At 46.0% G+C, this 25,913-nt stretch carries 25 protein-coding genes and 1 tRNA gene; 20 read left to right on the top strand and 6 right to left on the bottom strand.

Annotated features, from left to right (window positions below; all coding sequences use genetic code 11):
* The first annotated feature begins 19 nt into the window (after window positions 1-19).
* The 11 genes from infC (at window position 20) to ACJJI5_RS16270 (ending at window position 11,404) form a co-directional block, all read left to right on the top strand.
* Window positions 20-565, top strand: a complete 546-nt coding sequence (infC, locus tag ACJJI5_RS16320; RefSeq protein ID WP_444898242.1) for a translation initiation factor IF-3 — start codon at window positions 20-22, stop codon at window positions 563-565.
* Window positions 566-711: 146 nt separating this feature from the next.
* Window positions 712-906 carry a 50S ribosomal protein L35 gene (rpmI, locus tag ACJJI5_RS16315; protein ID WP_020413351.1) on the top strand — a complete coding sequence of 65 codons (195 nt, stop codon included), beginning with the start codon at window positions 712-714 and terminating at the stop codon, window positions 904-906.
* Window positions 907-942: 36 nt separating this feature from the next.
* Window positions 943-1,302 carry a 50S ribosomal protein L20 gene (gene rplT / locus ACJJI5_RS16310; protein ID WP_108733840.1) on the top strand — a complete coding sequence of 120 codons (360 nt, stop codon included), beginning with the start codon at window positions 943-945 and terminating at the stop codon, window positions 1,300-1,302.
* 193 nt (window positions 1,303-1,495) lie between these two features.
* Window positions 1,496-2,509: a phenylalanine--tRNA ligase subunit alpha gene (gene pheS, locus ACJJI5_RS16305; protein WP_282932052.1), complete on the top strand. Its 1,014-nt coding sequence runs from the start codon at window positions 1,496-1,498 to the stop codon at window positions 2,507-2,509.
* 129 nt (window positions 2,510-2,638) lie between these two features.
* Window positions 2,639-5,014: a phenylalanine--tRNA ligase subunit beta gene (gene pheT, locus ACJJI5_RS16300; protein ID WP_445354653.1), complete on the top strand. Its 2,376-nt coding sequence runs from the start codon at window positions 2,639-2,641 to the stop codon at window positions 5,012-5,014.
* Window positions 5,015-5,143: 129 nt separating this feature from the next.
* The gene (gene ihfA, locus ACJJI5_RS16295) at window positions 5,144-5,449 is read left to right on the top strand and encodes an integration host factor subunit alpha (protein WP_108733837.1); all 306 of its coding nucleotides are present in this window, start codon (window positions 5,144-5,146) and stop codon (window positions 5,447-5,449) included.
* Complete coding sequence (locus ACJJI5_RS16290) at window positions 5,430-5,798, top strand: MerR family transcriptional regulator (protein ID WP_108733836.1); 369 nt, start codon at window positions 5,430-5,432, stop codon at window positions 5,796-5,798. The genes ihfA and ACJJI5_RS16290 overlap by 20 nt, the downstream gene beginning before the upstream one ends.
* Before the next feature lie 114 nt (window positions 5,799-5,912).
* Window positions 5,913-5,989: transfer RNA gene (locus ACJJI5_RS16285), tRNA-Pro, on the top strand.
* Between the two features lie 279 nt (window positions 5,990-6,268).
* Window positions 6,269-9,709 carry a hypothetical protein gene (locus ACJJI5_RS16280; protein WP_445354652.1) on the top strand — a complete coding sequence of 1,147 codons (3,441 nt, stop codon included), beginning with the start codon at window positions 6,269-6,271 and terminating at the stop codon, window positions 9,707-9,709.
* 1 nt (window position 9,710) lies between these two features.
* Window positions 9,711-10,169, top strand: a complete 459-nt coding sequence (locus ACJJI5_RS16275; RefSeq protein ID WP_445354651.1) for a response regulator transcription factor — start codon at window positions 9,711-9,713, stop codon at window positions 10,167-10,169.
* Window positions 10,169-11,404, top strand: a complete 1,236-nt coding sequence (locus ACJJI5_RS16270; protein WP_445354650.1) for a phosphorylase family protein — start codon at window positions 10,169-10,171, stop codon at window positions 11,402-11,404. Before ACJJI5_RS16275 ends, ACJJI5_RS16270 begins: the two co-directional genes overlap by 1 nt.
* A gap of 512 nt (window positions 11,405-11,916) precedes the next feature.
* Here the strand turns inward: ACJJI5_RS16270 and ACJJI5_RS16265 are convergent.
* The 3 genes from ACJJI5_RS16265 to ACJJI5_RS16255 all read right to left on the bottom strand — a co-directional run bounded on the left by ACJJI5_RS16265 (window position 11,917) and on the right by ACJJI5_RS16255 (window position 13,699).
* A complete protein-coding gene (locus ACJJI5_RS16265; RefSeq protein WP_445354649.1) occupies window positions 11,917-12,894 on the bottom strand; it encodes a transposase in 978 nt (325 codons plus the stop codon).
* Between the two features lie 210 nt (window positions 12,895-13,104).
* Entirely contained in the window at window positions 13,105-13,428 is a 324-nt protein-coding gene (locus ACJJI5_RS16260) for a hypothetical protein (RefSeq protein ID WP_413662658.1), read from the bottom strand.
* 136 nt (window positions 13,429-13,564) lie between these two features.
* A complete protein-coding gene (locus tag ACJJI5_RS16255; RefSeq protein WP_445354648.1) occupies window positions 13,565-13,699 on the bottom strand; it encodes a hypothetical protein in 135 nt (44 codons plus the stop codon).
* Window positions 13,700-13,916: 217 nt separating this feature from the next.
* Between ACJJI5_RS16255 and ACJJI5_RS16250 the strand changes: the two genes are divergently transcribed.
* The 5 genes from ACJJI5_RS16250 (at window position 13,917) to ACJJI5_RS16230 (ending at window position 19,349) form a co-directional block, all read left to right on the top strand.
* Window positions 13,917-14,540, top strand: coding sequence for an IQM protein middle domain-containing protein (locus tag ACJJI5_RS16250; protein WP_445354647.1), 624 nt, complete (start codon window positions 13,917-13,919; stop codon window positions 14,538-14,540).
* Window positions 14,541-15,893: 1,353 nt separating this feature from the next.
* Complete coding sequence (gene csrA / locus ACJJI5_RS16245) at window positions 15,894-16,073, top strand: carbon storage regulator CsrA (RefSeq protein ID WP_444893306.1); 180 nt, start codon at window positions 15,894-15,896, stop codon at window positions 16,071-16,073.
* Window positions 16,074-16,563: 490 nt separating this feature from the next.
* Window positions 16,564-17,505 carry an IS110 family RNA-guided transposase gene (locus ACJJI5_RS16240; RefSeq protein WP_445354646.1) on the top strand — a complete coding sequence of 314 codons (942 nt, stop codon included), beginning with the start codon at window positions 16,564-16,566 and terminating at the stop codon, window positions 17,503-17,505.
* An 851-nt stretch (window positions 17,506-18,356) separates the two neighbouring features.
* On the top strand, window positions 18,357-18,755 hold the full coding sequence (locus ACJJI5_RS16235) for a hypothetical protein (RefSeq protein WP_445354645.1): 399 nt from the start codon (window positions 18,357-18,359) through the stop codon (window positions 18,753-18,755).
* A gap of 66 nt (window positions 18,756-18,821) precedes the next feature.
* Entirely contained in the window at window positions 18,822-19,349 is a 528-nt protein-coding gene (locus ACJJI5_RS16230; RefSeq protein ID WP_445354644.1) for a hypothetical protein, read from the top strand.
* Window positions 19,350-19,457: 108 nt separating this feature from the next.
* On the opposite strand, the gene ACJJI5_RS16225 is transcribed toward ACJJI5_RS16230, so the two are convergent.
* Together ACJJI5_RS16225 and ACJJI5_RS16220 are read right to left on the bottom strand one after the other, a co-directional pair.
* A complete protein-coding gene (locus ACJJI5_RS16225; protein ID WP_445354643.1) occupies window positions 19,458-19,895 on the bottom strand; it encodes a transposase in 438 nt (145 codons plus the stop codon).
* Window positions 19,896-20,067: 172 nt separating this feature from the next.
* Entirely contained in the window at window positions 20,068-20,355 is a 288-nt protein-coding gene (locus ACJJI5_RS16220) for a hypothetical protein (protein WP_444897875.1), read from the bottom strand.
* 1,182 nt (window positions 20,356-21,537) lie between these two features.
* Between ACJJI5_RS16220 and ACJJI5_RS16215 the strand changes: the two genes are divergently transcribed.
* From ACJJI5_RS16215 to ACJJI5_RS16200, 4 genes are all read left to right on the top strand, one after another.
* Window positions 21,538-21,717 (top strand): IS3 family transposase, encoded by a 180-nt coding sequence (locus tag ACJJI5_RS16215; protein WP_444897874.1) that lies wholly within the window; start codon window positions 21,538-21,540, stop codon window positions 21,715-21,717.
* An 88-nt stretch (window positions 21,718-21,805) separates the two neighbouring features.
* Window positions 21,806-22,354, top strand: a complete 549-nt coding sequence (locus tag ACJJI5_RS16210) for a hypothetical protein (protein ID WP_444897873.1) — start codon at window positions 21,806-21,808, stop codon at window positions 22,352-22,354.
* Between the two features lie 921 nt (window positions 22,355-23,275).
* Window positions 23,276-23,626, top strand: a complete 351-nt coding sequence (locus ACJJI5_RS16205) for a hypothetical protein (RefSeq protein ID WP_445354642.1) — start codon at window positions 23,276-23,278, stop codon at window positions 23,624-23,626.
* 397 nt (window positions 23,627-24,023) lie between these two features.
* Window positions 24,024-24,380 (top strand): hypothetical protein, encoded by a 357-nt coding sequence (locus tag ACJJI5_RS16200; protein WP_445354641.1) that lies wholly within the window; start codon window positions 24,024-24,026, stop codon window positions 24,378-24,380.
* Between the two features lie 616 nt (window positions 24,381-24,996).
* On the opposite strand, the gene ACJJI5_RS16195 is transcribed toward ACJJI5_RS16200, so the two are convergent.
* Entirely contained in the window at window positions 24,997-25,545 is a 549-nt protein-coding gene (locus ACJJI5_RS16195; RefSeq protein WP_445354640.1) for a hypothetical protein, read from the bottom strand.
* Window positions 25,546-25,913: the final 368 nt, after the last annotated feature.

The raw sequence follows: 25,913 nt of genomic DNA, 5'->3' as shown, positions 1-25,913 counted from the left end.
ACTTGGCAACTGGGAGACCATAGCTATTAAACGAGACACTAAGGGACGGTCCAAAAAGGCCCGCATAAACGATCAGATTGAAGCGTCAGAAATCCGCCTGATAGGCGCTGATGGCGAACAGGTAGGCATTGTCTCCCTGGATGAAGCGCTGGAAGCTGCACAGAAAGCTAGCTTGGATCTCGTTGAAATTGCCTCGGACTCCACGCCGATAGTCTGTAAGATCATGGACTACGGCAAGCACGTATTCGAAGCTAAAAAAGCTAAGAATGCCGCCAAGAAGAAGCAGAAGCAGCAGCAGATCAAGGAAATGAAATTCCGCCCGGGCACCGATGTCGGTGACTACCAGATCAAGCTGCGCAACCTGGCCCGCTTCCTGGAAGCGGGTGACAAGGCCAAAGTATCCCTGCGTTTCCGTGGCCGCGAAATGGCTCACCAAGAGCTGGGCATGGAAATGATGCAGCGCATCGAAAAGGACCTTGAAGAGCTGGGCACCGTAGAGCAGCGACCGAAAATGGAAGGTCGTCAAATGCTGATGGTGATTGCTCCGCTCAAAAAGAAAAAGTGAGATTTGGGGAAGTCATTCCCGGGATCTCCTTTGAGAAGTGGTTGGGCGACGGCTGCCTCCCCACTCTCGCAGTGCCGGTAACTTCGGTTGTCGGCAGTTACTAAAGGTGCCTGTTTTACAGGCGAATATTAACTTTGGAGTACAAAATGCCGAAAGCAAAGACTCACAGTGGCGCTGCCAAGCGCTTCAAGAAGACGGCTGCGGGCTACAAGCACAAGCACGCTAACAAGAGCCACATCCTCACCAAGATGACCACCAAGCGCAAGCGTCAGCTGCGTGGCACTCAGACTATGAACAAGTCTGATGCTGGACTGGTCGATCGTATGCTGCGCGCCAAGTAATTGGCCCAAATCGCAAAGGTTTAAGAGGATAGAAGTATGGCCCGTGTAAAACGTGGTGTAGAGGCGCGTCGTCGTCACAAGAAGATTCTGAAGCAGGCTAAAGGTTACTACGGAGCGCGTTCGCGTGTATTCCGCGTTGCCAAGCAGGCAGTAATTAAAGCTGGTCAGTACGCATACCGTGACCGTCGCGTTAAAAAGCGTAACTTCCGCGCTCTGTGGATTACTCGTATTAACGCCCAGTCCCGTGCTGAAGGCCTGAGCTACAGCCGCCTGATCGCAGGTCTGAAAAAAGCGGACATCGCACTGGATCGCCGTGTACTGGCTGATCTGGCTGTTTACGATAAAGTCGCTTTTGCTGCCGTAGTTGAAAAAGCTAAGGCAGCCCTGGCAGCGTAAGCTGTCACTTCAGTTGTAAAACTGAATACTCAAAATAGGGAAGGGCTGTAGTGGCCCTTCCCTATTTTTTTATGGAGTTTCCGCTATTTTTTACCGGTGGCGGTGCCTGGGGAAATTCCCTCCGGTACAGAAAGTACCGGCCGAACAAAGCAGAAAAAATTAATCGAAGTTGGATTCAAACGGGAACAGTTCGATGCAAGATTTGCAGTCCCTCACCGAGCAGGCTATGGAGCTGGTGGAGAAGGCCGATGGCCTCGCCGCACTGGATCAGGTGCGTGTTGATTACCTGGGCAAAAAGGGCCAGCTGACGGCACTGCTGAAAGGCCTTGGCAAGCTGTCGGCTGAGGAGCGTCCGGCGGCGGGTGCCAAGATCAACGAAGCCAAGCAGCAGGTTCAGGAAAAAATTAACGCGCGCCGCACTATGCTGGAGCAGGCCGCCATCAATGCGAAGTTGGCCGAAGAGACCATTGATGTCACTCTGCCGGGGCGCGGCGAAGAGCAGGGCAATGCCCACCCCATTACGCGCACCTTAAAGCGCGTGGAAGAATTCTTTGCGAGCATTGGCTTCTCTGTTGAGAACGGCCCGGAAGTCGAACAGGACTACTACAACTTCGAAGCGTTGAATATTCCCGCGCACCACCCCGCGCGCGCGATGCACGACACCTTCTACGTGGACCCCACCACCGTACTGAGAACCCACACCTCCTCAGTGCAGATCCGCACCATGGAGAAAAAATCTCCACCGCTGCGTATTATCTGCCCGGGCCGCGTATACCGCTGCGACTCCGATGTCACCCACTCGCCCATGTTCCACCAGGTAGAAGGCCTGGTAATCGGCGAGAACATCAGCTTCGCCCACCTGAAAGGCACCATCGACCAATTCCTGCGAGCCTTCTTCGAAGCGGAAGTACCGGTGCGTTTCCGTCCGTCTTACTTCCCGTTCACCGAGCCTTCCGCAGAAGCGGACATCCAGTGTACCGCCTGTTCCGGTGAAGGCTGCCGCGTATGTTCCGGCACCGGCTGGCTGGAAATTCTCGGCTGCGGCATGGTGCACCCGAATGTCTTCGCCGCCTGCGATATCGACAGCGAAAAATACTCCGGCTTTGCCTTCGGTATTGGTATCGAGCGCCTCGCCATGCTGCGCTACGGCGTCAACGACCTGCGCTTGTTCTTCGATAACGATCTGCGCTTCTTGAAACAGTTCTAAGCCAAGTGACAGCGCGAATGGCAATGGCCCTTCGCAACAGCAGTCGAATTGTGGAGGCCTGGGAGGCGAAATAGCCCCAGGCGAAATGCGCACCAAGTTGCGCTGACGGAATACAGAAAGAGATCAACTATGAAAATCAGCAACTCCTGGTTGCGGGAATGGGTAAACCCGGAACTCACCACGCAGGAACTGGCCGATCAAATCACCATGGCCGGCCTGGAAGTGGATGGTATAGAAAAAGTTGCGGGCGATTTCTCCGGAGTGGTTGTCGGTGAGATTGTCGCCTGCGAACAGCACCCGGATGCGGACAAGCTGCGCGTGTGTAAAGTCGCTGGCCACCCCGACGGTGAAATGCAGGTTGTGTGCGGTGCTCCCAATGCGCGCACCGGAATCAAAATTCCTTTTGCCCTGGTAGGCGCCAAGCTGCCGGGCGATTTTAAAATCAAGAAAGCCAAGCTCCGTGGTGTAGAGAGCTTCGGTATGCTCTGCGCACAGACCGAACTGGAACTGGGCGAAGACAATGACGGTATTTGGGAACTGCCAGAAGACGCACCCACCGGTACCGATCTGCGCGAATACTTGCAGCTGGACGATGAGACCATCGAAGTGGATCTCACCCCGAACCGTTCCGACTGCCTCGGTGTTGCCGGTATTGCTCGCGAAGTGGGTGTATTGAATCGCTGCGCCGTTCAGGGCCCGGAAGTTGCTCCGGTACCCCAGCAGATCGATGAGAGCATGCCCGTATCCCTGCTGGCCGAAGCCGCCTGCCCGCGCTACGTAGGTCGTGTCATTCGCAATATCGATATCAAAGCGGTAACGCCTCTGTGGATGCAAGAGCGCCTGCGTCGCAGCGGCCTGCGCAGTATCGATCCGGTAGTAGACGTTACCAACTATGTTTTGCTGGAACTGGGCCAGCCCATGCACGCCTTCGATCTGGAGAAACTCTCCGGCGGCATCAAAGTGCGTATGGCGGAAGCCGGTGAAGAGCTGACCCTGCTGGACGGCCAGGAAGTCAAACTAAAAGAGGGCACCCTGGTAATTGCCGATGAGGAAAAACCTCTGGCGATGGCCGGTATTATGGGTGGCTTGGATTCCTCCGTGACCACGGGCACCCAGCATATCTTCCTGGAGAGCGCCTTCTTTAGCCCGCTGGCCATTGCCGGCAAGGCTCGCTCTTACGGCCTGCACACCGACTCCTCCCACCGTTTCGAACGCGGTGTGGACTACCACCTACAAGAGAAAGCGGTAGAGCGCGCTACCCAGTTGCTGCTGGATATCGTCGGCGGTGAGCCCGGTCCGGTACACGTGCGCGAGCTGACTGAAATTATGCCCGCCGAGCGCCATATTACCCTGCGCCGTGCGAAAGTAGAGTTGGGCCTGGGCATCAAACTGGCCGATGACGAAATCGTCGATATCCTCACCCGCCTGGGCCTGGAAAAAATCGACCAGAACGACGAAGGTTGGACCTTCCTCGCCCCCAGCTTCCGTTTCGATATCGCCATCGAAGCAGATCTGCTGGAAGAGCTGGCCCGTGTATACGGCTATAACCGTATTCCCAGCGAAAGCTTTACCGCCGAGTTGGAAATTGCCCCGCGCCCGGAGAGCACTATTGCCCAGGACAACCTGGAGCAAACCCTGCTGAGCCGTGGTTACTACGAAGCGATTACCTTCAGCTTTATCGATAGCGACAGCGCCGCGCTGTTTGATCCGAAAGCCGATCCGGTGGCCCTGCAAAACCCGATCAGCGCCGAGCTGGCGGTTATGCGCACCACCTTATTGCCGGGCCTGTGCAAAGCGTTGCAGTACAACCTGAATCGCCAGCAAAACCGCGTGCGCCTGTTTGAAACCGGCCTGCGCTTTGTGCCGGGTGCAGAATTGCACCAGGAGCAAATGATTGCCGGGCTTGCCTACGGCAGCCGTTACGCAGAAAACTGGACTGGCAGCAAAGACGCCGTGGACTTCTTCGACGTGAAAGCCGATGTAGAAGCCCTGTTGGCTCGCACTGGTGTAGCCGATGAATTCCGCTTTGTCGCTGGCCAACACCCCGCGCTGCACCCCGGCCAAACCGCCAAGATTATGCGCGGCGACTGCGAAGTGGGGGTTATCGGAGCCCTGCACCCGCAGTTGCAGAAGAAGTTGGACCTGTCCAAGCCCGCGTTCGTATTTGAACTGAGCCTGGAAGCGATCGGCGAGGGCAAAACCCCCGCATTCCGTCCGCTGTCCAAGTTCCCGGAAGTGCGCCGCGATCTGGCCCTGCTGATTGATGCAGAGGTTCCTGCCGCCAGCCTGGTGGAAACTGCTGTCGAAGTTGCAGGTGAAACCTTGACGGACCTCAAGATATTTGATGTCTACCAGGGCAAAGGTATTGATTTAAATAGAAAAAGTGTCGCTTTGGGGTTGACGTTTCAGCATTCGTCACGCACCCTTAATGACGACGAAATCAATGCCGCTGTAGATGCGGTGGTCGGAAAACTAGAAGAAAAATATAACGCTAGTCTGCGCTAGTAGAGCATGATGCTCTCGGGTGCAGGCTGAATTGCACCCCGAGAGCGTCTGCTACCGGGTTGAAAGCCGCCGCGGTTTGGGCCGCTTCCGATCTGGAGTCGACGCCTCTGAATCAATTGGTAGGATCCAATGACAGAGGCACTGACCAAGGCCGGGCTCGCCGAGAAACTGTACGAAGAGCTGGGCTTTAACAAGCGCGAAGCGAAAGAGATCGTCGAATATTTCTTCGAGGAGATCCGCAATGCGTTGGAAAGTAACGAGCAGGTCAAGCTCTCCGGCTTTGGCAATTTCGACCTGCGCGATAAAAGCCAGCGTCCCGGTCGCAATCCTAAGACCGGCGAGGAAATCCCCATCTCGGCCCGCAGGGTAGTCACTTTTAAACCCGGGCAAAAACTCAAGACACGAGTAGAAGAGCATGCTGGAACCGAGCAATAACGCTCAGCTGCCTGCAATCCCCGGTAAGCGCTATTTCACTATTGGTGAAGTGAGTGAACTGTGCGCCGTTAAACCCCATGTCCTGCGTTACTGGGAGCAGGAATTCCCCCAGCTGAAACCCGTCAAACGTCGCGGCAACCGCCGTTACTACCAGCACCAAGATGTCATCATGATCCGCCAAATCCGTGCGCTCCTGTACGAAGAGGGCTATACCATTGGTGGAGCCCGCCAGCAGATCGAAACCGGTAGTGAGCGGGCAGAGGTGGTACAGCTTCAACAAGTACTACCCGAAGTGATCGCAGAACTAAAGGACGTGGTGGCCCTGCTGGAAGGGAAAAATAATTTATAAAAAACTGTAAACCTGGGCTTGCAATCCAGCCGCACTCAGGTATGATTCACGCCACATCGAGACACGATGTCTTTAAAAATCAATCACTTAGCGAAGTGAGCGATTTTTCAAAATCGGAGCGTAGCGCAGCCTGGTAGCGCACCACACTGGGGGTGTGGTGGTCGTCGGTTCAAATCCGGCCGCTCCGACCATACATATCGTTGCATCGCAACGGCCAAGAAACCCGCTTTTTAGCGGGTTTTTTTGTGGGTGGAATTTAAGCCCATATTAACTCCAGGGGCTAGCAATGCTTCCAAGGTGGTTTGGATCGGCCGATCTGTGTATCAAAGTCCGGGTAAGGTTGGGTACTCACCTCAATGTTCAAAACGGTTTATCTTTTCAGCTCGGTCCAATATTCTCTTTCGATCTAAAAAATTAGAAATTCGATTCCTGTATGCTTAACAGGACGTATCAAATATGGGGGGGATAGTTTGTCAAAAAAACGCCAGAGACAATCAAAAAAAGCAAAGAAATCCATTAATCCATTAAAGGCGTTCCGCAGAACAATTTTTCGATCTCCAAATGTTCGAGCTGGTGTATCACTGGCCAGAAAGTCGGTGAGCGCTAGTTCCATACCAAGCATTATTCGCGAATTAGTCCATAAACCCCAGTTCTCAGAGGCAATTTGCCATCTGACCTTCCCGAAGTCATTAGAAGAGCTTCGGAATGCAAAGAGGCTTTCGTCTGTTGATGCAAGGACAGAGTTCATTTGGTGTGCTTCGGTTTTGTCGCTGTACACCGAACAATTGAACGAGTTCATAAAGACACGTGATGAATTTGAACGTCGATTTCTATATGGAGATTACGAGCAGTGCCATAAATTGCTAGATGAACTTGAGGGGTCATTAGGCGTTTCGATGTGGTTAATAGCTAGAAGGATTCAACTGCTCCAGGTCTCTGGGGGGCTGAAGGCGCAAAAAGACTATGTTGAGCGTGTCCTTTCTGTAGAGGATATCCATCCACTCGCGGGTTATTTTGCATTTTTCTTCGGTCTTCGTAGTGAAAGTGCAGTTACCCTTCAAGGGTTTAGAGAAGAACTTCAGGACACATTGAGTATTCCAATACCTGGGTTGAGAGACCATATCATTTATCAGGTATGTCCATATTATCTCTATGAAATTCAGAATCCAGAGAAAGTAATTGAATTTGATGAAACTTTTCCTGTTATCGACAGGTATGAGAGCTTTCTATGGATGTCGGAACTATGCTTTTCTAGAGGCGAGCTAGAAATATCAAATAAAGGGCTTGATAAAGCCATACCGTTATTAAGAGAAATTTATGATGCGCGCTTAGACAATTTAAGAAGTCTTCTTGGTGGAAAGATAGACGTATCTAAGCTGGCTGAAAGCATAGAGAACTTTGATGCGTACACTGAGGGCCGTTATTGTGAGGTTGAGGGGGATTTAATTAAGTATGCTGAACTCAAGGTGAGGAGCTGTTTACTGGATGATGTTAGTCTTCATCCCGGGGAAAGCATTGTTTCTAAAGTTGCACAAAGTATGGGGGAGGTCCTCGGGGTTTCAAGCGAATATGAGAAGCATAGATCTCGTTTGAAAAAGCTTGCAATGATATCTTTTGGTATGCCTTTTTCTCAAAAGATTGCAGGTTTTTTAGAAAGGGATATGTATGGCGTATTCAGGGAGAATTCGTCTCAAGTTGACAAGATTACTTCTGTTCAAGAGGTTGGTGACCCTTGGGCTGTCCGAACAATAGATGAAATATTTCCAGGTCGGCGCTACCTTAGTGTTTTTTTCGAAAGCCTGCCGCAGTCTACATCTATTCAGCTCCAGGTGGCTTTGCAGTCTGATCTGGGTGTCGCCAGAAAAATTATCACAGAGTTACCTATTCCTCCAGCTCGGCGGGATATGTACTTGGGGCATATTTATTTCAAAGTTGAAAAATATGATGAAGCTATCAGCTCATATAAATCTGCCCAAAATGAAGGGGGTGGGTTGATAAAATTCGCCTCTTACTTCTTTCTATACAAGGCGTTATTTTCTAAGGGTTCAATATCTGAAGCTGTAGATTTAGTTTGCACTACATATTTTGAAAGTCCCGCTTCGGTTTCTTTGTTTCCTCTGCAAGATCTTGTTAAGGCGGGTGTAAAAGAAGATAGCCTCAATTCTAGTTTGTCATTTTCCATACTTGTCAGTCTTTGCGCGAGAAATTTCGATTCCAAGTTGGAGAGGCTGCTGTCAGACTTGTATGAGAATATATTGCACGGTTTTGGTGTCGATAGACCGTCAAAAGTTAATTTTGATTCTGCTTGTGCTAACCCGGATTGGTTGGTCTATTTTCTACGTTATATCTGTGTGCAGAGGGTAATGGACGATACTATCGTTTTTGATTCCCCCGAAGAAATTGAGCATGAACGAATTGAAATTTGCAGAATTCTATCTGAAATTGATCCTGATAATGAAAACGTCTATTCCACAGAAATAAAAATTATTGCTAGGAATGAAAGAGTGTCTGAGGTTGTTAGGCATGTTCACTCTACTAAAATCTATGTAAATGAAAGTGGAGTTTTGAGCGCTTCTGAGGAGCGGATGAGAATTTATTTTGATCGCTTTATTCGCCTTATTGACTATCCTGAGCTGACTGATCAAGCGCGAAATATCTCCAAGAAATTCGAGGCGCTGTTTAGCGATAAGGTCAATTTTGATCTAAAAAATATCAGGGTCCCAGCCACTGAAAAAGAAGCTGTTTTTAAGGATATTCTCACATACTTCTTTGATCAGTTTGCTTTCAATCAGGCCTTTGGCTTGAATGTGAATATAAGTAGCTCTATTCGCCATGGTTCATTTGAAGGACATGTGCGACGTCCCTTTGCCACGAAGGGTTTGCTATGTCTTCGTTCAGCGAGTGAAAAGAGACCAGTTTTTTCAAGGGATGTTGAGGGTTGTGTCGGAGGACTTTCGGAATCGGAGCGATCCCATATATATAAGTGCTTCGAAAGATTTACTGATAGATTGAAGCGATTGATCGAAAAGTATCTGGATGAATACCTAAGAATAAAAAGCTTGGAGCATCCGGATGGGATGTTTAATTTTTATTGCTCGGCTGGAGAGATTGGCGAATTCATGGATAGCTTCGAATCGGGAGCCACATATGATGAGTTCGTTGCCAGTTTGCTTGAATTTGCGTGGGGCCTAGTTGATGCTTCCCTATCAAGTATTAGGGCTAATCTCAATGATGAATTGCGAGTAGAGGTAAATAGATCATGTGATGCGCTTGCGGCATCTATAGAAAAGAAAGTTGAACATTTCAAGGTAGTTGAGCTTGTTGATAAAGTGTATCTCGCAAAAACAGAGTTCTCAGCTGAGGTGGATACTATATCGTCTTGGTTTAATATACCTCTAGGGTCGACGTTTGAGCCCTTTGACATTGATCTTGCTGTGGACGTTGCGCATGATCAAGTTGATAGTTGCTACAAGGATACGAGAATACAGCTTAAAAAAGATATCTTATTCGAGGGTCGGGTTAGAGGAGACCATTTGTCAGGTTTCGTGGAGTTGTTCTTTATATTTCTTCAGAATGTAGCGAAGCATAGTGATTTAAATTTGGCGCCTGTTACTCTCTCAATAAGGAGGAATTCTGAGCTCCAGGATTGTGAAATTAAGACTATTAGTAATTTTTCAGAAGAAATTGATATTGATGACCTGAAAAGTAAATCTAAGCTGGCGGAGAAAAGGTTCACGAGCGATTCTGCATTAGATAGGGCCAGCAATGAAGGTGGCTCCGGCTTATCAAAGCTTCGAAGAATATTGGAGCATGATTTTAAATGTGGATATAGCTTAGATCTTGATGTTGCGGAAGATAGAACATTCACAAGTAAGCTGAAGTTATCTTTAGCTAATATTCTGGAATCTTGAGATGGTTGTATATGTTATTGAAGATAGCGAAGTGAAGGTTGATGCCTTAAAGTTTTTTCTTGATTCTGAATTCGAGATTGAAAGTGTTCTTGCATTTGAAAGTTATCAATCTGGTATGAAGGCAATCCAAGTCGAGAAGCCCGATTTGCTTATTCTGGACATGACTATACCGAATTTCGATCGTGGGCCAGGAAGAAGGGAGGGGAAGCTGAGGCCTTTAGGGGGGTATGAGATTATGCGTAAGCTTATGCTTAGGGGCGTACTATGCAAGGCAATAGTTTTTACTCAGCTCGAAACATTTGATGAGGGAGAAAGTCAGAAAACTTTTTCTGAGGTAATGGAGATGTGTAAAAACGATTGTGAGGACGTTTTTATGGGTGGCGTCCACTTTAATCAAAGTGGAGATGAATGGAAGTTTGAAATGAAAAGGCTAATAAATTCAGCCTTTAAGGGGCTATAGTGCTGAAAATATTGGTGGTGGATGATGAGCAAGAAAAATCACGTCTAATAATCGAAGTAATATCCGGAGTGAGCGGAATTTCGTTTGATAATATTGAGCAGGCGTATGATTGTCATTCGGCCAAAATTAAATTGCGCGAAAAGCACTATGATTTGGTAGTACTGGATATCAACCTTCCCCTGAAGCCAAGTCTGCCGCCTCAGCCTGATGGCGGAGCTGAAGTGCTTAGATTCATAAGGAAAAATTTAGGCGTTAAGCAGCCGCGGTATGTGGTTGGCTTGACAGCTTACGACGAAGCATTCGAGGGTGCAGAAGATTCTTTTGATTCTGTGATATTTAAAATCGTTAAATTTAACTATGCGGACGTTCAATGGAGGGACTCTCTGGAGTCTTCTGTCAATTATCTTGTTTCATTAGATAAACCACCTTATCCAAATGACGGTATTACATATCATTGTGATGTCGCAATTGTTTGCGCATTGGATGAAGAGCTTAAGGCGATTCTTGAGTTTGACGGTGGATGGAGGCAAGTCATTGTAGATCATGATCATTCGAACTACTTCCGCACAAGCTTAGTTATTAACGACGATGTGACGCTTGATGTTGTTGCCGTTTCTTCGCCTCAAATGGGCATGCCGGCTGCCGGGGTCGTAACCTCGAGGCTTATCACAAACTTTAGGCCAAAGCTCCTAGTTATGTCTGGAATTTGTGCGGGGGTTAGGGGCAAGTCTAATTTTGGAGATGTCCTGGTTGCCGACCCGTGTTTCGATTATGGAAGTGGAAAGTGGGTTTCTGACCCTTCAAGTAGCGAGCTTTCATTCAGGCCTGCGCCGTATCCTTTTCGTTTAAACCATTGCATCAATAGAATAATTTCTCGGCTGTCCGGCTTGAAGGGTATCGGAGAGGAAATAGCCGATGGTTTCGAGGGGGAGAGACCCGAGGATGTGCCAAGGATCATTATGAATGCGATGGCGAGCGGTGGCTCTGTCCTCCAGGCTAGGTCTCTTATGCAGGGGGTTATAGCACAACACAAAAATTTAATTGGTATTGAAATGGAGAGCTATGCGGTATTTGCAGCTGCAGAGTATTCCGGAGATCCCGCTCCCATGTGTATTTCGATTAAATCAGTTTGTGATTTTGGTGATGAAGATAAGGACGATAGATTTCATAAATTTGCTTGCCATACGAGTGCCAAGTTTGTCTATAGATTCCTAAATGAGTGGTCAAGTTCTTAGTTTGATAGCTGATTCGTACAGTTATTGACAGTACTCCAAGGGAGGGGCGTTCGCCCCTCCTATAGCTCTCGCTTCCGCTCCGCAACTCTCGAATTCAGTAATAAGTCGAACAGTCCATTCGTGGAAGCGAGTGATAACCCAAGATTTCGCCTGGAATAGTAGGCCGATCAATTTTTGAGCTTCTTGACCGTATTTGTTCAGGCCCCCTTTGGCCACATGCAACGCCCACAGTGGCAGGCTGGCTCGTTCTGGAGTAAAAAGTAATCTAGGACACCCAAAAAAGAGCAATCCAGGACACCCATAATTTGAAAGAATCAAGCAATCCAGGACACCCAAGGATTGGAGGGTAGTGTCAGTTACGTGGCAAGCACCAGCTCTGGTAGCTTTTTCTCTCTAATTTAGGGAAAAAAAGGGGGGGGGAATGCAGAGGGTCTGTGTTCAGTCTGTAGGTAGCGCAATTTTTGGATATAAAACCGGCAATCGTGCTATCGAGTGTTTGGAGTAGGGCTAGATTAGTGGGAAGTAGCTGAGAGGAAGCGCCGGCAGTCACCAATACCGTGTACCCAGCGTTTATTGAGGTGGCTACAGACTTGCTGTACCACCTTCACTGATCCCACCAAGCCTTTAAAGCGACTTTCAAAATTCCGGTTGAGATAGAGCCAGTGCCTGGGTGAGATACCAAGCCGCTCCAGGATGGGAGGTGTGTTTTCCACAATACAGCCTCGTTTCCTGGGGTCTAAATGCCGGCCACTCCAGTCCACTAGCTCTAAATAGTGATCCAGCTGAAAAGGTAGCCCTTTCGGCATACTCAAACGCTCACCGCCGACAAACGGAAGTAGACTTTTGGGCTGCTTGCCTGAGGCTACCGCACGAATACGCTGTTGAATCGAAGTGTAATCGGAGTCTTTGGCAATATTGGCACGGATCGGGTTGAGGTCTACATAGGCCATGCAGGCAGCAAGGGCTCTTTCATCCAGTAAGGCTTGGGACTTAAAACGGCCCTCCCAAAAGCGGCCTGTACAGTTGTCCTCAGCGTTGGCCTGGCGAGCGATAGATTCGTTTAAGCAGCGCATAAACCAGCTGATATCCATTAGACGCTCCCGCCATAGAGAAACGACTTCTTTTAGCCTAGTTACCTCACAGTGATCGAGGGTATCGCCCTGAAGATAGCGCTGAGCCAAGCTGGAAGCTTTGAACAGTTTTTGCCAGCGAGTAATTACCTCTTTGAGAGACCACTTGCTAGCAGCTTCTCTGTCGATATAGAGCACTATATGGTAGTGATTACTCATTACTGCATAGGCGGCAATATCTAACGCAAACACCTCGGCCAATTTATACATACGGCTTTCAATCCACTCGCGCCGATATTCGTAATCTTTTCCGGATTTACTATCTCTGCCACAGAGAAATGCACGGCGTACACAGCGGGAAACGCAGTGATAATAAGGTGTTGCATCCAGAGATATCTGGGTGCTTCGGGGTAGAGTCATCGGCGGCACGTGTATTGGATTGTATGAATATACAGTATCCTGAAGGGTTTCATCCTTTTGTCAATAGGGCTGGCGGTTTATACTTTCTATTTGGTGGGTGTCCAGAAATACCCAGAATACCCAGAAATACCCTTGAGACATGAATACCCCCCCAAAAGTGGCGACCCTACCTCTCCTCATAGCAGTTAGGCGGAAGTTTGTTATAAAACTCTACTCACTATGGTATTTGCCATAGCCCTCTGACCACTCTTGCTGATAGCCTTGCTTTTTGAAGTAACCTCTAAATATATGAAGTGCTTTTTCTAGCCAAGACTGAATATCTGAAATACCCTCAATCATCTTGCAATCTTTTTCGTCATCAACCGCTTGATCTGTCATTTTCCAGAAAAAGTAAGCCAAAGACTCTGCCTCCTCTTTACTATCTAAATTGGAGTTTCCAGAAACAACCGATCGAGCGATTTCAGAGTTTAGTTGTTTTGCATAATACAGTACCAATGTCTTTGCTGGTTGATTATATTCATTGAAATTTATCATGCTTTATAGGTCTCTAGTGGCAAGTCATTCATTATGGCCACTCTTTAAGCTCATGGAGCTTTTCTATTTCGCTAGAATCGAGAGTGTTCCCTTGAAGATAGCGTTGAGTTAGTACGGAAGTTCTTAAAAGCCCTCATCAGGGAGTAAGGATCTCGGTATCGGACCAAGTTTTGGCGGCTTCTGCGCCGATATAGAACATAATATAGTAGTGGTTGCTCACCACAGCATAGGCTGCAACATCGAACGCAAAGATGGCGACTAGCTTTTGCATTCTACCCTCAATACACTGATGCCGACTCTCAAAATCCTCTCCGGGTTGGCTATCTTTCCCACAAGGAAAGGCCCTGCGTATGTAACCAGAAGCGCATTGATTTACATTGGAGTCAAACTTACGAATGGAGATAGAAATACTCTTGAAATGGCCATCAAAATAACTAGCTATTATTGAAGGCTATCTATTAGGCGCATTTATAAAGGAGATAACTAACATGCCATACAAAGAACTTGGAATGCTAAAAGATAGCGGTTTAAGTAAAGATGCCTTTAGTGGAGTTGTTGTGCCCTATATGAGTGAAGCTGAACGAGAAAAATATCAGGTTACTATACAAGATGGGCTTCTGTTTTGGCGCGGTGAGAAACTTAATACCAATCCAGGCGGATCTTGGGCATTTGTTATGGACAAAAATGGACGTATCTTTTGTGGTAACAAAAATGGTGACATTCAGCACCATTCAGCATTTTTTTCGGGGCGCCCAGTTGCTGCGGCTGGGCATATCTCTGTGGTAGGTGGAATAATAGAGCATATTAACAATTTCAGTGGCCACTACCAGCCCACTAGCGATTATATGGAGCAGTTTAAAGAAGAACTGGAAAAAAATAATGTTGACTTAAGTGAAACCGAAATGGATTTTGGGATTTCGTCAAAAACCTGTAAGTTGCGCTTAAAAAATTTTCAAGATCATAATTATACAGGCAAATGGTATCAACGTTTTCGCGGCACTGTTGTTAAAGAGACTGTCGATGGGAGCGAGGATACTTATACCGACCGTACACATATTCAAGGACAAAGGTTAAGGCTTTATCCTGATGGCCCCAGATGGCAGTGGCTCTGATGTAAATAGGCATGAGAGCTTTCTGCAGACTCTCCATCTCTGGCATAGAGGCGGGGGAAGTGGATTACCAGAAATTGACATTCAGGTTTTGGGGAAGGCTGATTTGGGGGTAGGCCAGAATATAAGGAACGCTAAGAGGAAGCTACTGGCAGTCACCTACAAACTTTTAATCTGCCCTCAAAATATGGCTGCTACATAGCCAGTGGAGAGGTGAGGTATCAAGTATCTCGGATAGGAGGGCTGATACAGCACATCCTACCTCGTTTTTAAGGATCTAAATATCGGCCACTCCAGTCAATGGCTCCAAATAGTGCTTCAACGGAAAGGGGAGTGCTTTAGGTTCCTTCAAGCGCTCACTACCAATAAATAAAGTAGAGTTTTGGATTGCTCACTAGATACGACCGTGCGAATGCGCGGTTAAGTACAAGTGTAATCAGAGTCTTCAATATCTCGGCAATACTGGTAAGGATAGAGCTAAGCCTGGAATTTAAAATGACCTTACCAGCGGCTACTTGTACGATTGTTTTAACCCAAAATAACCAAGCAATAGCACTAATGTGGAGAGGTGACTTGCAAGATGGTAACTCCATGCTGAACTCAATATTTATCCCTACAACGGAATCCTGCTCTTCCAGTATTTAGCAAAGGAGTGTGGATACGAGTATAAAACTAATGAGCCAATTAAATTATTAGTGAACTTTCACATTCCCCGGCTTTGCCTTTAGTTAGCTGTATGATTGAGAGAATTACTCTTTAATCTTTTAAGGAAAGCATGGAGTGCATTTCAATATGAATTGAGTTTTCCAATGGTTGATAGAGATTTCCTCAGTCAAAAATAACTAAAATATAGGCGCGAAAATTATCCTATTGGAATTTATTCAGTTTGTTTCGATCTCAAAGCTGCGTAAAATCGATAGATATTTTGGGTATTTTGGTCGTAATTGAGCGAGCCGATTAAAAAGGCTTCAGAAGTTTGAATAGTTTTGAAAGCTTCGAGAGAGTCGAGAGTTTTCTAAAAGACCCATCCCTCAAAGGAGAACGGTAGCGTGACGTAAGAGTAAGTAAAAGGCGCTGACCCAAGGTGCTAGGAACACCCGGGGCCAGCTAACCAAATTGATAACCTAAGTATCAAAATGGCTATATGGATAATACGCTAGAAACCCGCTCGTCTTCAATAAAGTGGAGTACATTCAGCAGGTTGGGGCCTTTTCCCAAGCTCTGGAAGCCTAGCGCCCGCCTTTTCCTCTTCTCTGCCTACCGCCCCCGCGCGCCACCCCACATTCCCTCCAAATGTTAAGCCCAAGCTTCCCCACCCCGGAAGCGCCCAAACTTTGACCATCGAAGGAAATAAGTATGTTGATCTTAAAGCGACGGACAGGTGAACTTCTAAGGATTGGAGCAAATGTCTCAGTCACAGTGCTGGAGGTGAAAGGCAATCAAGTGAAGATAGGTATAAGCGCACCCAAGTCACTCCCCATCCACCGTGAAGAAATCTATGTGCGGATCAAAAAGCAGCAGCGGGCAAAGGCCTGAATATCCTAAAAAGGGTAGGGCGACTTGAGGCACCCAATAATTGAAAGCGGGATTCCAAGAAGAATCATTGCGCCTCTGTCCGTAAGGCGATATACGCGCTCTGAATCGAATGCCTCTTGGATGCCAAAGGTGACTAGCTAGCGAACTCGGAGTGGCCGTGCTGATGTCTTGGAAGTGTTTAACAAGCAGACCCTCTTATCCGACAGGAAGAGAGGGTAGGCAAGCCTTGCCAGCGCCATAAGATGTGTACTCAATGCTTGGCTTGTATGGTTGTTCTTGCCCGATTCTGATGTTGAAAATCCTTTTCGTTAACGGGTAAATTGAGACCCACCTTCGGCGGCCACCGAAGGCCTTGTTTATCACAGTTCGCTGCTTGGCTGGTTCGTAAAAGACCGATAACAAGTATGAACGTGATAAGCACTCACTAGGCATAACTCGGATAGTCATGTGGGCCTCGAGCCCGAATAGCAAGGCGGAGATAGCTTATCTTATGGAACCTCAAGAGATCAATGTCGGTATCGATACCAGCAGTAAACAACTCGATATTTATGTGAGACCTACTGGCCAGTTCTTTAGTGTTGCCAATGATAAAAATGGCATTAAAGATGCCATTAAACAACTACAACCTCTTAAACCTCAAAGAGTATTAATAGAGTCTACGGGAAGGCTCGAGTTAGAGTTTGTTTGCGCCGCCGACAAAGCCGGATTACCTATTGTTGTTTGCAATCCGTCGCAGATAAGGAGCTTCGCTAAATCCGCAGGGCGCCTCGCCAAAACTGACAAGCTAGATGCAATGGATATTGCACATTTTGGTGAGGCCATGAAGCCAGGGCTGTCGGTGCCAAAACCAGAAAAACTTAGGGAGATCAGTGACTTACTGGCGGTAAGAAGTCAGTGTTTAGAGATGAGTACAATGCAAAAGAATCGGCTTCAGAGAATGCCGAAATCAGTACACAAACCTATACAGACCATTCTAAACACCATCAAGAAAGAGCTACAAGGTATCGACAAGCAACTGGATAAACTGGTTAACAGTGTGTCCGAGTGGCGGCAAAGGCGTGACCTATTGTTGAGTGCCAAAGGGGTCGGAAATGTATTGGCCTATACGTTAATGAGTGAACTTCCTGAGCTAGGACAATTGAACCGTAAAGAAATCGCTGCACTTGTCGGTATCGCCCCGATGAACCGTGATAGCGGCAACTTCCAGGGCAAACGATATATTCGAGGTGGAAGGCATCGCGTACGCACGGTTCTTTTTGTTTCCATCATGTCGGCCATACAACATCATCCCAAACTAAAGCCCATGTATAAGCGATTAGTCGACGCTGGCAAACCTAAAAAGGTTGCTCTGGTTGCCTGCATGAGAAAGCAGATTACGATCCTGAATACAATGGTGAAAAACAACACCTACTGGGATGAAAGTATGGCTTAAAAACTTGACGAGTAACCATAGTCACTTGCTATGCACAGATCCTCCAGATGAATGTTGCCGAGCCCACCAGCTGCTTCAAGCAACCTCCGGGATTGCGCTGAAGACAGAGCCTAGGATAAGTGAAGATGCTTAGCCTTTTGATGAAGGAGGAATATTCCCGTCATTGCTCCCTAGCTCTTGTGTACTGAGTCAGTGATCAATCCAGCTGCCAGCAATGGAGGTTCCACTTTTGAAGGAATCTATGCTTTGGTTTTTCTGCTCCTCGCAGCTCATCCTTTCCTGGATGGAGCCTCAAGCGGCTCGCCTACCCTGCAAAGTACCACCCCACAACGCTAGATTTCAATCCATCACGTTTTTCCGAACCTGTATAACCAGCCGCCCAGATTCGTTATCGCTACTTACAAGGGTAGTAGTAACGGAAGCCCTGTTGACGCCAGGTGATAAAAAATCAGGAGATCAATAAGGTTGGGGCAGGGAGAGGGCAGAAGTGACTAGCTAGTATAACCCTCAGATTATAAACTTTTAGCTATTCAAATTGGCTAATGTCGAACGAAAAGTGTACAGCTGTGCAATCTATAACAAAAATCAGCGATAGCTGTTCCTATTTCTAGGTGAAACTTAGTAACTCATTGATACTTAAAGGGTTCAAAAGTTGATGTAAAGCAGAGCAAATACAGAGTTGTAAAGACGCTGCTTTGTATTTATTTTTGCGTATTTACACAGATTTACGATAACTTATTGGTTTTTAAGTCTTCAGAGGAAGTGGAGTATAGAAATATAAAGCAGGGTGATATAAGGAAGTTTCTTTTAAATTAACTGTTATACGTCTTTGAAGTGAAGGAAAGTTCTAATTGAAACTGATAGGAAAAGAAAAGTTTAAGCAATGGAAAGAAGAGCGGAGTATCCCTGAAGATGTCCGTTTCGGTACGAGCAGAGCTTATTACGGTCTGTGTTTTCGTTCTAGACCAGGTGCATTGTATGTAGATCGAGAATCGATCGTACATTGGTCCTATAGTCCGAATGATTGCTCGGCGGCAATGTTTGAAAAGGAAATAAAAATCGCCATTCCACTTGAATGTATCAAGTCTGTAGAAATAGAAAACTTGAGTTTCTGGTGGAAAATAGCGTTTATGGGCGCTAAATGGGTTGTAAGAATTGAGACCGATTCGGATAAGCATGAAGTAGTTCTTTATGAAGATCCATCAGATCTTGTGGCCCCGATAAAAACAACCAGTCCGCGGGCCCAATAACAAGTTTAGGCTGGCGACGCCCTAGCGTGCACACGCTGCTAAAATCGTTAACCCTCAAGGAGAGTCATGAGGCATCTACTTAAAATAATCGTTATTTCTTCGTTGTTATCTGCCCAAGGGGCATTGGCGTGCTCATTTAGCGGCTCTGATTTATTCAAGCCCACTTTAAAGCAATGGGAGCAACACCCTGGTCCAGCTCAAAAGGGAGAGAAAGGAGACTATTGGGAGCAAGTTCCAGCTCCTATCGTTAGAGTTTCTGGCATCACCAGAGGTTCAAGCGCACCGGGAAGCTCCTGTTCTGATGCTGGCACTTTGTCTCTGGAAATTTCTCTTCCCAAAGAATCCACATACTCAATCGAAGAGTTTGGCATTTATTTCCGAGTTAAAAGCGGAGTTCTGCCAGATGCTATTTTCCCGGACTTACCCATGGTCGGAGCAATTGAAAACGGCAAGAGTAATATCTTACTTGCGTGGCTGGATGGGCACCCATCTCATCAAATCGCGCTTGATTTAGAAGTTGAGGTATTTCTTGTTACCAACGGCCTAAACGTTGGTCCATCAAGTGTTTTTACCGTCAAAGCGGGTAAGGGTTAACAAGTGACTATGGTTGCCCATCAAGTTATTAAGCCATACTTTCATCTCTGTAGGTGTTATTTTTCACCATCGTATTCAGGATCGTAATCTGCTTTCTCATGCTGGCAATTAGAGCGACCCTTTAAATTTGCCAGCATCGACTAATCGCTTATACATCGGCTTTAGTTTGGGATGATGCTGTATGGCTGGCCTGATGGAAACAAACAGAACCGTGCGTACACAATGCCTTCCGCCCCGAATATATTTCTTTCCCTGGAAGCTGACGCTAGCACGGTTAATTGGGGCGACACCTACAAGTGCAGCGATTTCTTTACGGTTCAATTCTCCGAGCTCAGGAAGTTCACTCATCAGCTTATAAGCCAATACATTTCCGACTCCTTTAGGGTTCAGCAATAGGTCGCGCCTTTGCTGCCACTCAGACACACTGTTATCCAGTTTTTTGTTGATACCTTGTAACTCTCTTCTAGTGGTGCTTAAAATGGTCTGGATAGGTTTGTGCACTGATCTAGGCATCCGCTGAAGCCGACTCTTTTGCATTGTGCTCATCTCTATGCACTGGCTTCCTGCAGATCAGTAAGTCACTGATCTCCCTAAATTTTTCTGGTTTTAGCGTCGACAACCTTGGCTTCATGGCCTCACCACAATGTGCAATATCTATTGCATCTAGCTTGTTAGTCTAGGCGAGACGACCTGCGGATTTAGCGAAGTTTCTTATCTGCTAAGAACTGCAAACAACAACAGGTAATCCAGCTTTGTCGGCGGCGTAAACAAAATGTAACTCGAGTCTTCCCGTGGACTCTATTAATACTCTTTGAGGTTTAATCGGTTGTAGTTGTTTAATGGCATCCTTATTGCCGTTTTCATTATCGGCAACACTAAAAAACTGACCAGTAGGTCTTACATAAATATCGAGCTGTTTACTGCTGGTGTCGATACCGACATTGATATCTTGAGGTTCTATAAGATAAGCTATTTCCGCCTTGCTATTCAGGCTCGAGGCCCACATGACTATCTGAGTTATGCCTAGTGAGTGTTTGTCACGTTCCTACTTGTTATAAACCTGCGCAGCAACGAACGGTGACAAACAAGGCCTTCGGTGGCCGCCGAAGGTAGGTCTCAATTTACCCGTTAGCGAAAAAGATTTTCAACATCAGAATCGATCAAGAACAACCATACAAACGCAAGCAGTTTGCTGCGGCCCTTCGGGCCTCCGCGGGAGTTATGATTTTTTATGCCTAGAAAGATACAAAGAATAGGATTAAGGCACTATGGAGCTAAGACGGTTGAGTTGAATAGTTCCGTAGATTGGGAGTCAGTGGTAACCGAGGTTTTCATTGGTTTTCTGCTTGGAGTCTTCGCTTATATGGGGTATGTAGGTGGAATTCTATTGCTCTTTGTCCCGTGCTTCATCGGATCAGTTATATGCTTCTGCACAGTGATAAGAAGTGCTGTGTTGTATTCCTGTAAGAAATCTAAAAAGAAGCGTGCTGATGGCCCAACTTCATAACAAGCGGCTCAAGTACACAGGCTTCGTCTGCCGGGCTCGCTGCTGGGCGTTGTGCTCACAAGGAAAGCGAGTGAAGAGAGCCCCGATATTTATTTTAATATTCCTCATTCTTGTGCAAGCGGGTTGTACAACGAAATCACAAACTAAGCCTCCACTGGGAAAGAGTGCGTTTAAACGGGAGTTTCTTACAGATTGCAAAGGCATAAAAACAATCTACGAGGGGCACAATAGCTCAGGCTACTATTTTGAGGGCAATAGCGGCGGAGCGATCACAAAACACTCAATTAGCTTGTCAGAAATGGCATCGTGGCTCAAAGAGTGTGGAATTGATCCAAGTAGCGTAAGCCAAATAATAGAGTAGCAATAATGTCAGCATTGCATAACAAGCGAAGTTGCACCGCCCACTACATGGGTTGGACAGTTTTTCAGCAGCTTCGCTGCTTCAAATCTGCCGCTGTTTGCGGCGTTATGTACAAGACTTACCCACGCTTGGTAGACACCCTGTATAGTTAGGTTTAGACCTATTGCAGATGATCGATGAATTGGCACGTCGTGCATTGGAAATGGCTCTAGAGCGACGATAAATAAAGCCTGGACTAATAGTTCGCTCTGACAGGGGGGGGGCAATATCGGTCGCAGAAATGCTAGTATCTCTTGTCTGAAAGCAAGTGCAAGCCGAGTATGAGTCGCCAGGCTAACTGTTGGGATAATACGGCAATGAAATCATTCTTTAGCAGGCTAAAAGTCGAGCTGGTCTATGCCGGAACATTCGAAAGAGAAGGGCAAGCAAAATCTGAGGTGTTTGAATACATTGAGATTTCTACAGTAGGGTTCGTAAGCACTCTGCATTGGGCTGTGTAAGTCCAGCAGAGTATGAGCGAAAATACGTATAGTTGGAGAGTCTACTTTTTGTGGGCAAGCCCAGTCTCAGGCAACGACCAAGAAACTCATGAGTAAATACGAAAAATCCATTAAATTATTTGGCGATTATTTATTCGAGTCAAAATTTGATAAAGACAATGCAGAAAAAGATTTTTTGTATATGTACTTCTACTCGAAAAAATTTTCTAGATTGATGGCCCTACTTTTTGGAGAACAGAGCTCTCCATTTTGGGGTTACCTCCCAAGGAAGCTTAGAGAAGACAAGGATGGATGTCTGGCATTTGCCTCTCCTATTATCGAGAAAAGTAATACTAAAAGTGGGGAAGTTTTTATTAATTCGGGAGAGGAGATCGACATTGAGGAGTATTTCAGTGTTGTTCACTCTATCGATTCACCTAATAAATTACTCACACACTTATTTAAATTTGACAAAAATATGGTGGGGGTAATAGAGAGGTATTGGGTGTTTCTATATCTCTGTTGTGAATCTGGTCTATCGGAAGCCGCTAGGATGTTAACTGATGTGGAAATCCAGTATCGAAATCGCTGGGGAAGTGCGAAAGAACTTGATGAGTATATAGTTAAAGAGTTTATAGAAATATATGAAAAAACATAACAAGCTGATGTAATTTGCTCTGGGTCTTCGCCCCTCCATGGGATAAAGCCTCCCCCCTACTGAGTAGATGCTTACCATTTTGAATTGGGTAGGCGTCTACTCAATACGAGAGAGTTTTCAGGGGGTAATTACATGACAAGCCCAAATTCCAGAGGCTCATCATCATTCGAAATGAAGGCCGTGGATATGAAATGTTACAAATTTTACTCAGCCTTCTAACGCGATTCTTTATAGAAAACGGCAATCGCGGCGGTAGATGTTCGAGGGTGAGCTAGATTAGCAAAGAGTAATTAAGATGAGGTGACTGTATTGATCTATGCCATGTACCCAAATTCTATTTAGTCGGCTTTAAATTTGTTGCACTGCCTGACTAATTCCTAAAAGCCTGGAGGCGGCTTTCAAAATCCCGGTTAAATGCAGCCTTGATGGTGTGAGATACCAAGCCACTTTGGGTGGGAGGCGTGCGTTCGATAACATAGCCTCGATTTCTAAGATCTGAATGCCGACGACTCCAGCCCGGGAGTCTCAAATAGTTGTCCAATTGAAAAGGCAGCGCGTTCGGCGTATTCAAACGCTTACACGGGTTAATAGAAATAGGTATCTGGGCTGGTTGCTTTAGGTTGAGGCACGAATACGCCGTTAAATCGAAGAGTAATTAGTGCCAATTGACATTGGTATGGGTAGAGTTAAGGCTTTTAAATGAAGCTGCGCAAGCAGGGATTACTCCTAGGTTGAAGTTATAGATCTCAGTCAATTGCCTCTTGGAGTTGTATAGATGAAGGTTTGGGTCGATCTAATTTAGGTAGAAAGACCCACTCATCCCACAGGTGTCTGTTCGTTACATGAGTGCTATAGATGATGAAATATACATTGGATTGTTGTAATATTGAATTTATTTTTGATATTTAAAGGGGGTGAGTGTTGAAAAATTTTGCTTTTTCTCTGCTGCTGATGCTTGTAACTCCAAATGTATTTGCAGAGCCTAGCTGGTCGTATGGCGAGGTTGATTTGCTTGAATCTTTTTCTGATTATGTGGTTGTAAGATGGACTGGGCCTAAAACTCAAGAGTGTGGTAGCGGCAGTCATGCGGTAAGATTTGATGCTGACTCTTTGGGTAATGAGGCAGCTTTTAACCGTGCTGTATCAATTGCAATGACAGCTCAAGTTAGCCAAAAGCCTATTCGTTTCAAGTTGGACGGATGCATTGGTGAAAAGCAAAAAGCCACTATAGTTCAGCTGTGTACCAATTCAGATTGCACTTACAATAGTTAAAATAGTTATTGCAAAGAATACCCTTGTGTTCTTAAGCGCATGGGTATTCCCCCCTCCCTCACACAAACACAATTAAAGTCATAAATTATCGCTAATTTACAATTGAAGGGGAAATGCATACAAGTTGTTTTTGCTCTATTTAGGTTTGTTTCTTGTTTTGGCGTTATGAGTAGGTAAGTATTAAAGTTACATTTATTCTCTTATACACTATCTTCCGTGGGTATTGTACGGTCTGAGCTAAAAAGCAGAGGGTAGGTGGCATCTAATTGTTCCATAGGTAAAGGCAGGGTAATGAATTTAGTAGGGGTTCTCAGTCGATAATGGTAATATTTTATTACCAATACTTTGTTTTATTGCATGAAGGTTAATTTATTTAAATAAACGGAAGGGAGCTCCAATGAAGAATTTAATCTTTTCAGCTATGTTGGCGATATCTTTCCCTATATCGGTGTACGGCGACTGTAGCGGTGTGTGGAATATCAGTGGTAATGTATATGTAGAGGGAGTTGAGTTTCAGAAAAAAGAGCACGCTGGTGAGATGTTCTGCTATGTGGAGTTTTATTACGATAGTGGGGATTATTTGCCAGATAACTATATTCTCGAAGAATGCCATATCGGTGAAACGGTATTAGATTGGAGGGGGGAAGCAATGGCCCTAATCACATTGATAATGATAAGCAAGGAGCCAGATACAAAGGGAGATTATGGAATCAGGAGAAAGCAAGCGTACACCTACCATTATTGTATTAATTAGAAAAGTAGTTTATTGGCATCTATAGATTGGAAAGGGGTGTCAGTTGTACGGCAAGCCTATACTCTGAAGGCTTTTTATTTGCGAATAATAAACAAGGAAAAAATGCTGGGAATTTGTACTCAGGTTTTAAAGTTAAATGTTTAACTAGAGGGATGGTGGTCGCCTATGCCGTGAACTAATAATTTATTGACCTGGCTATAAGCTTGTTACAGTACCCCCTCCGATCCCGTAAAACCTTTAAAGTAATCTTCAAAGTTTAGGCTGATAGAAGACCAGCATTTGGATGATGCATTAATCCAGCCTGGAATAAATGGAATATTTTTAGCCGTGTGATTGTTCCTGAAATCTAAATTGCGATCCTTCTCTTTGGAGGCTACATACAGATAATTCTATGGGTTAAGCAAGCGTGGTTTCGCCAAGAGAATAGAAACCACTTTATGCCGTTACACCCAAAGCTTCCGAATACTGGAGGTGCTTGGTTCAAACTTGAAACGGTAACAGCTGGCGATCCATTTTTTAGATCGCCTGGAGAAATACATCCGCTTATAGCTGTCTTACGTATGCTGAGTTTTGGGCGCTCTACCTGATGTCTATACTTATCTTAAATTGATAACTATTAAGAAAAGGTCACTGCACGCTCATTCAAATCATAATACTTTGTATTAACCTTAATCTTGACAGAGCTGCCAGTAGCGTCAAACCAACCAAGATACCCAGTAACCTCTAGGCTTTTATGGGTAGTGGCCATCGCCTCACGTAAACGTTGTGCCCAGGGCCTTAGCCTCTCACCGTCATAACCTGACCCGCAAGCACAGAGATGCAGGTCCACAAAACCACCAGGCAAACCTTCTTTAACCAAAGTAGCTGCTAGTTGCGTCGGGGTATAGGTTTTCCATTCTCCACCCTGCCACGACTCTACGCCTCTCTCGAAAACTTTGGTTTGTTTATTCTTACCGTTATTGCGTTGAGCACCAATTTGCTCACCGTCACCAGCGCCAGTACCATGAGAAACAATATAAAGAGTATCTCCAGATTTGAGGCTACTGAGACACTTATCAATCCAGCGGTACATAGACTTACCAATACCGGATGTAACCTTGTTGGCAAGAATATGATTCTTCGGAATACTCCATGCGCTCGCCATATTCTCCGCAAACTCTAGCATTTCTTCACTGTTTACCGGGAGGTAAATATATTTGCCATTTCGACACCTTGTTATTATCACGGTGACAAGATTATAACACTAAGCTTCGTTCATAAATAATTATTCAGAGTATTGTGTGGTTAGTGAGAGTTGTCAGTTACACGGTAAGTGTCAGTTTCTGTGAATTATCATCTCTGGTTTAGAGGTAAGACACTTAAAATGCTGGGCGTTTGTGTTATAGCTTTAAAGACTAGCTTTGGGATAAAAAGTAAAGGGTTGTGGTGTCGGATGTATTGAGCAGGGCTAGACTAGCAGGAAGTTGCTGAGAGGAAGTACTGGCGGCTAGCTATCCTGTATGCCCACGCTCATTGAGCTGGCTAAAGACTGTT

The sequence above is a fragment of the Microbulbifer maximicatervae (SeqCode) genome (assembly GCF_052467955.1).
The sequence above is the reverse complement of the archived record's forward strand: the minus strand, read 5'-3'. Positions and strand labels throughout refer to the sequence as shown.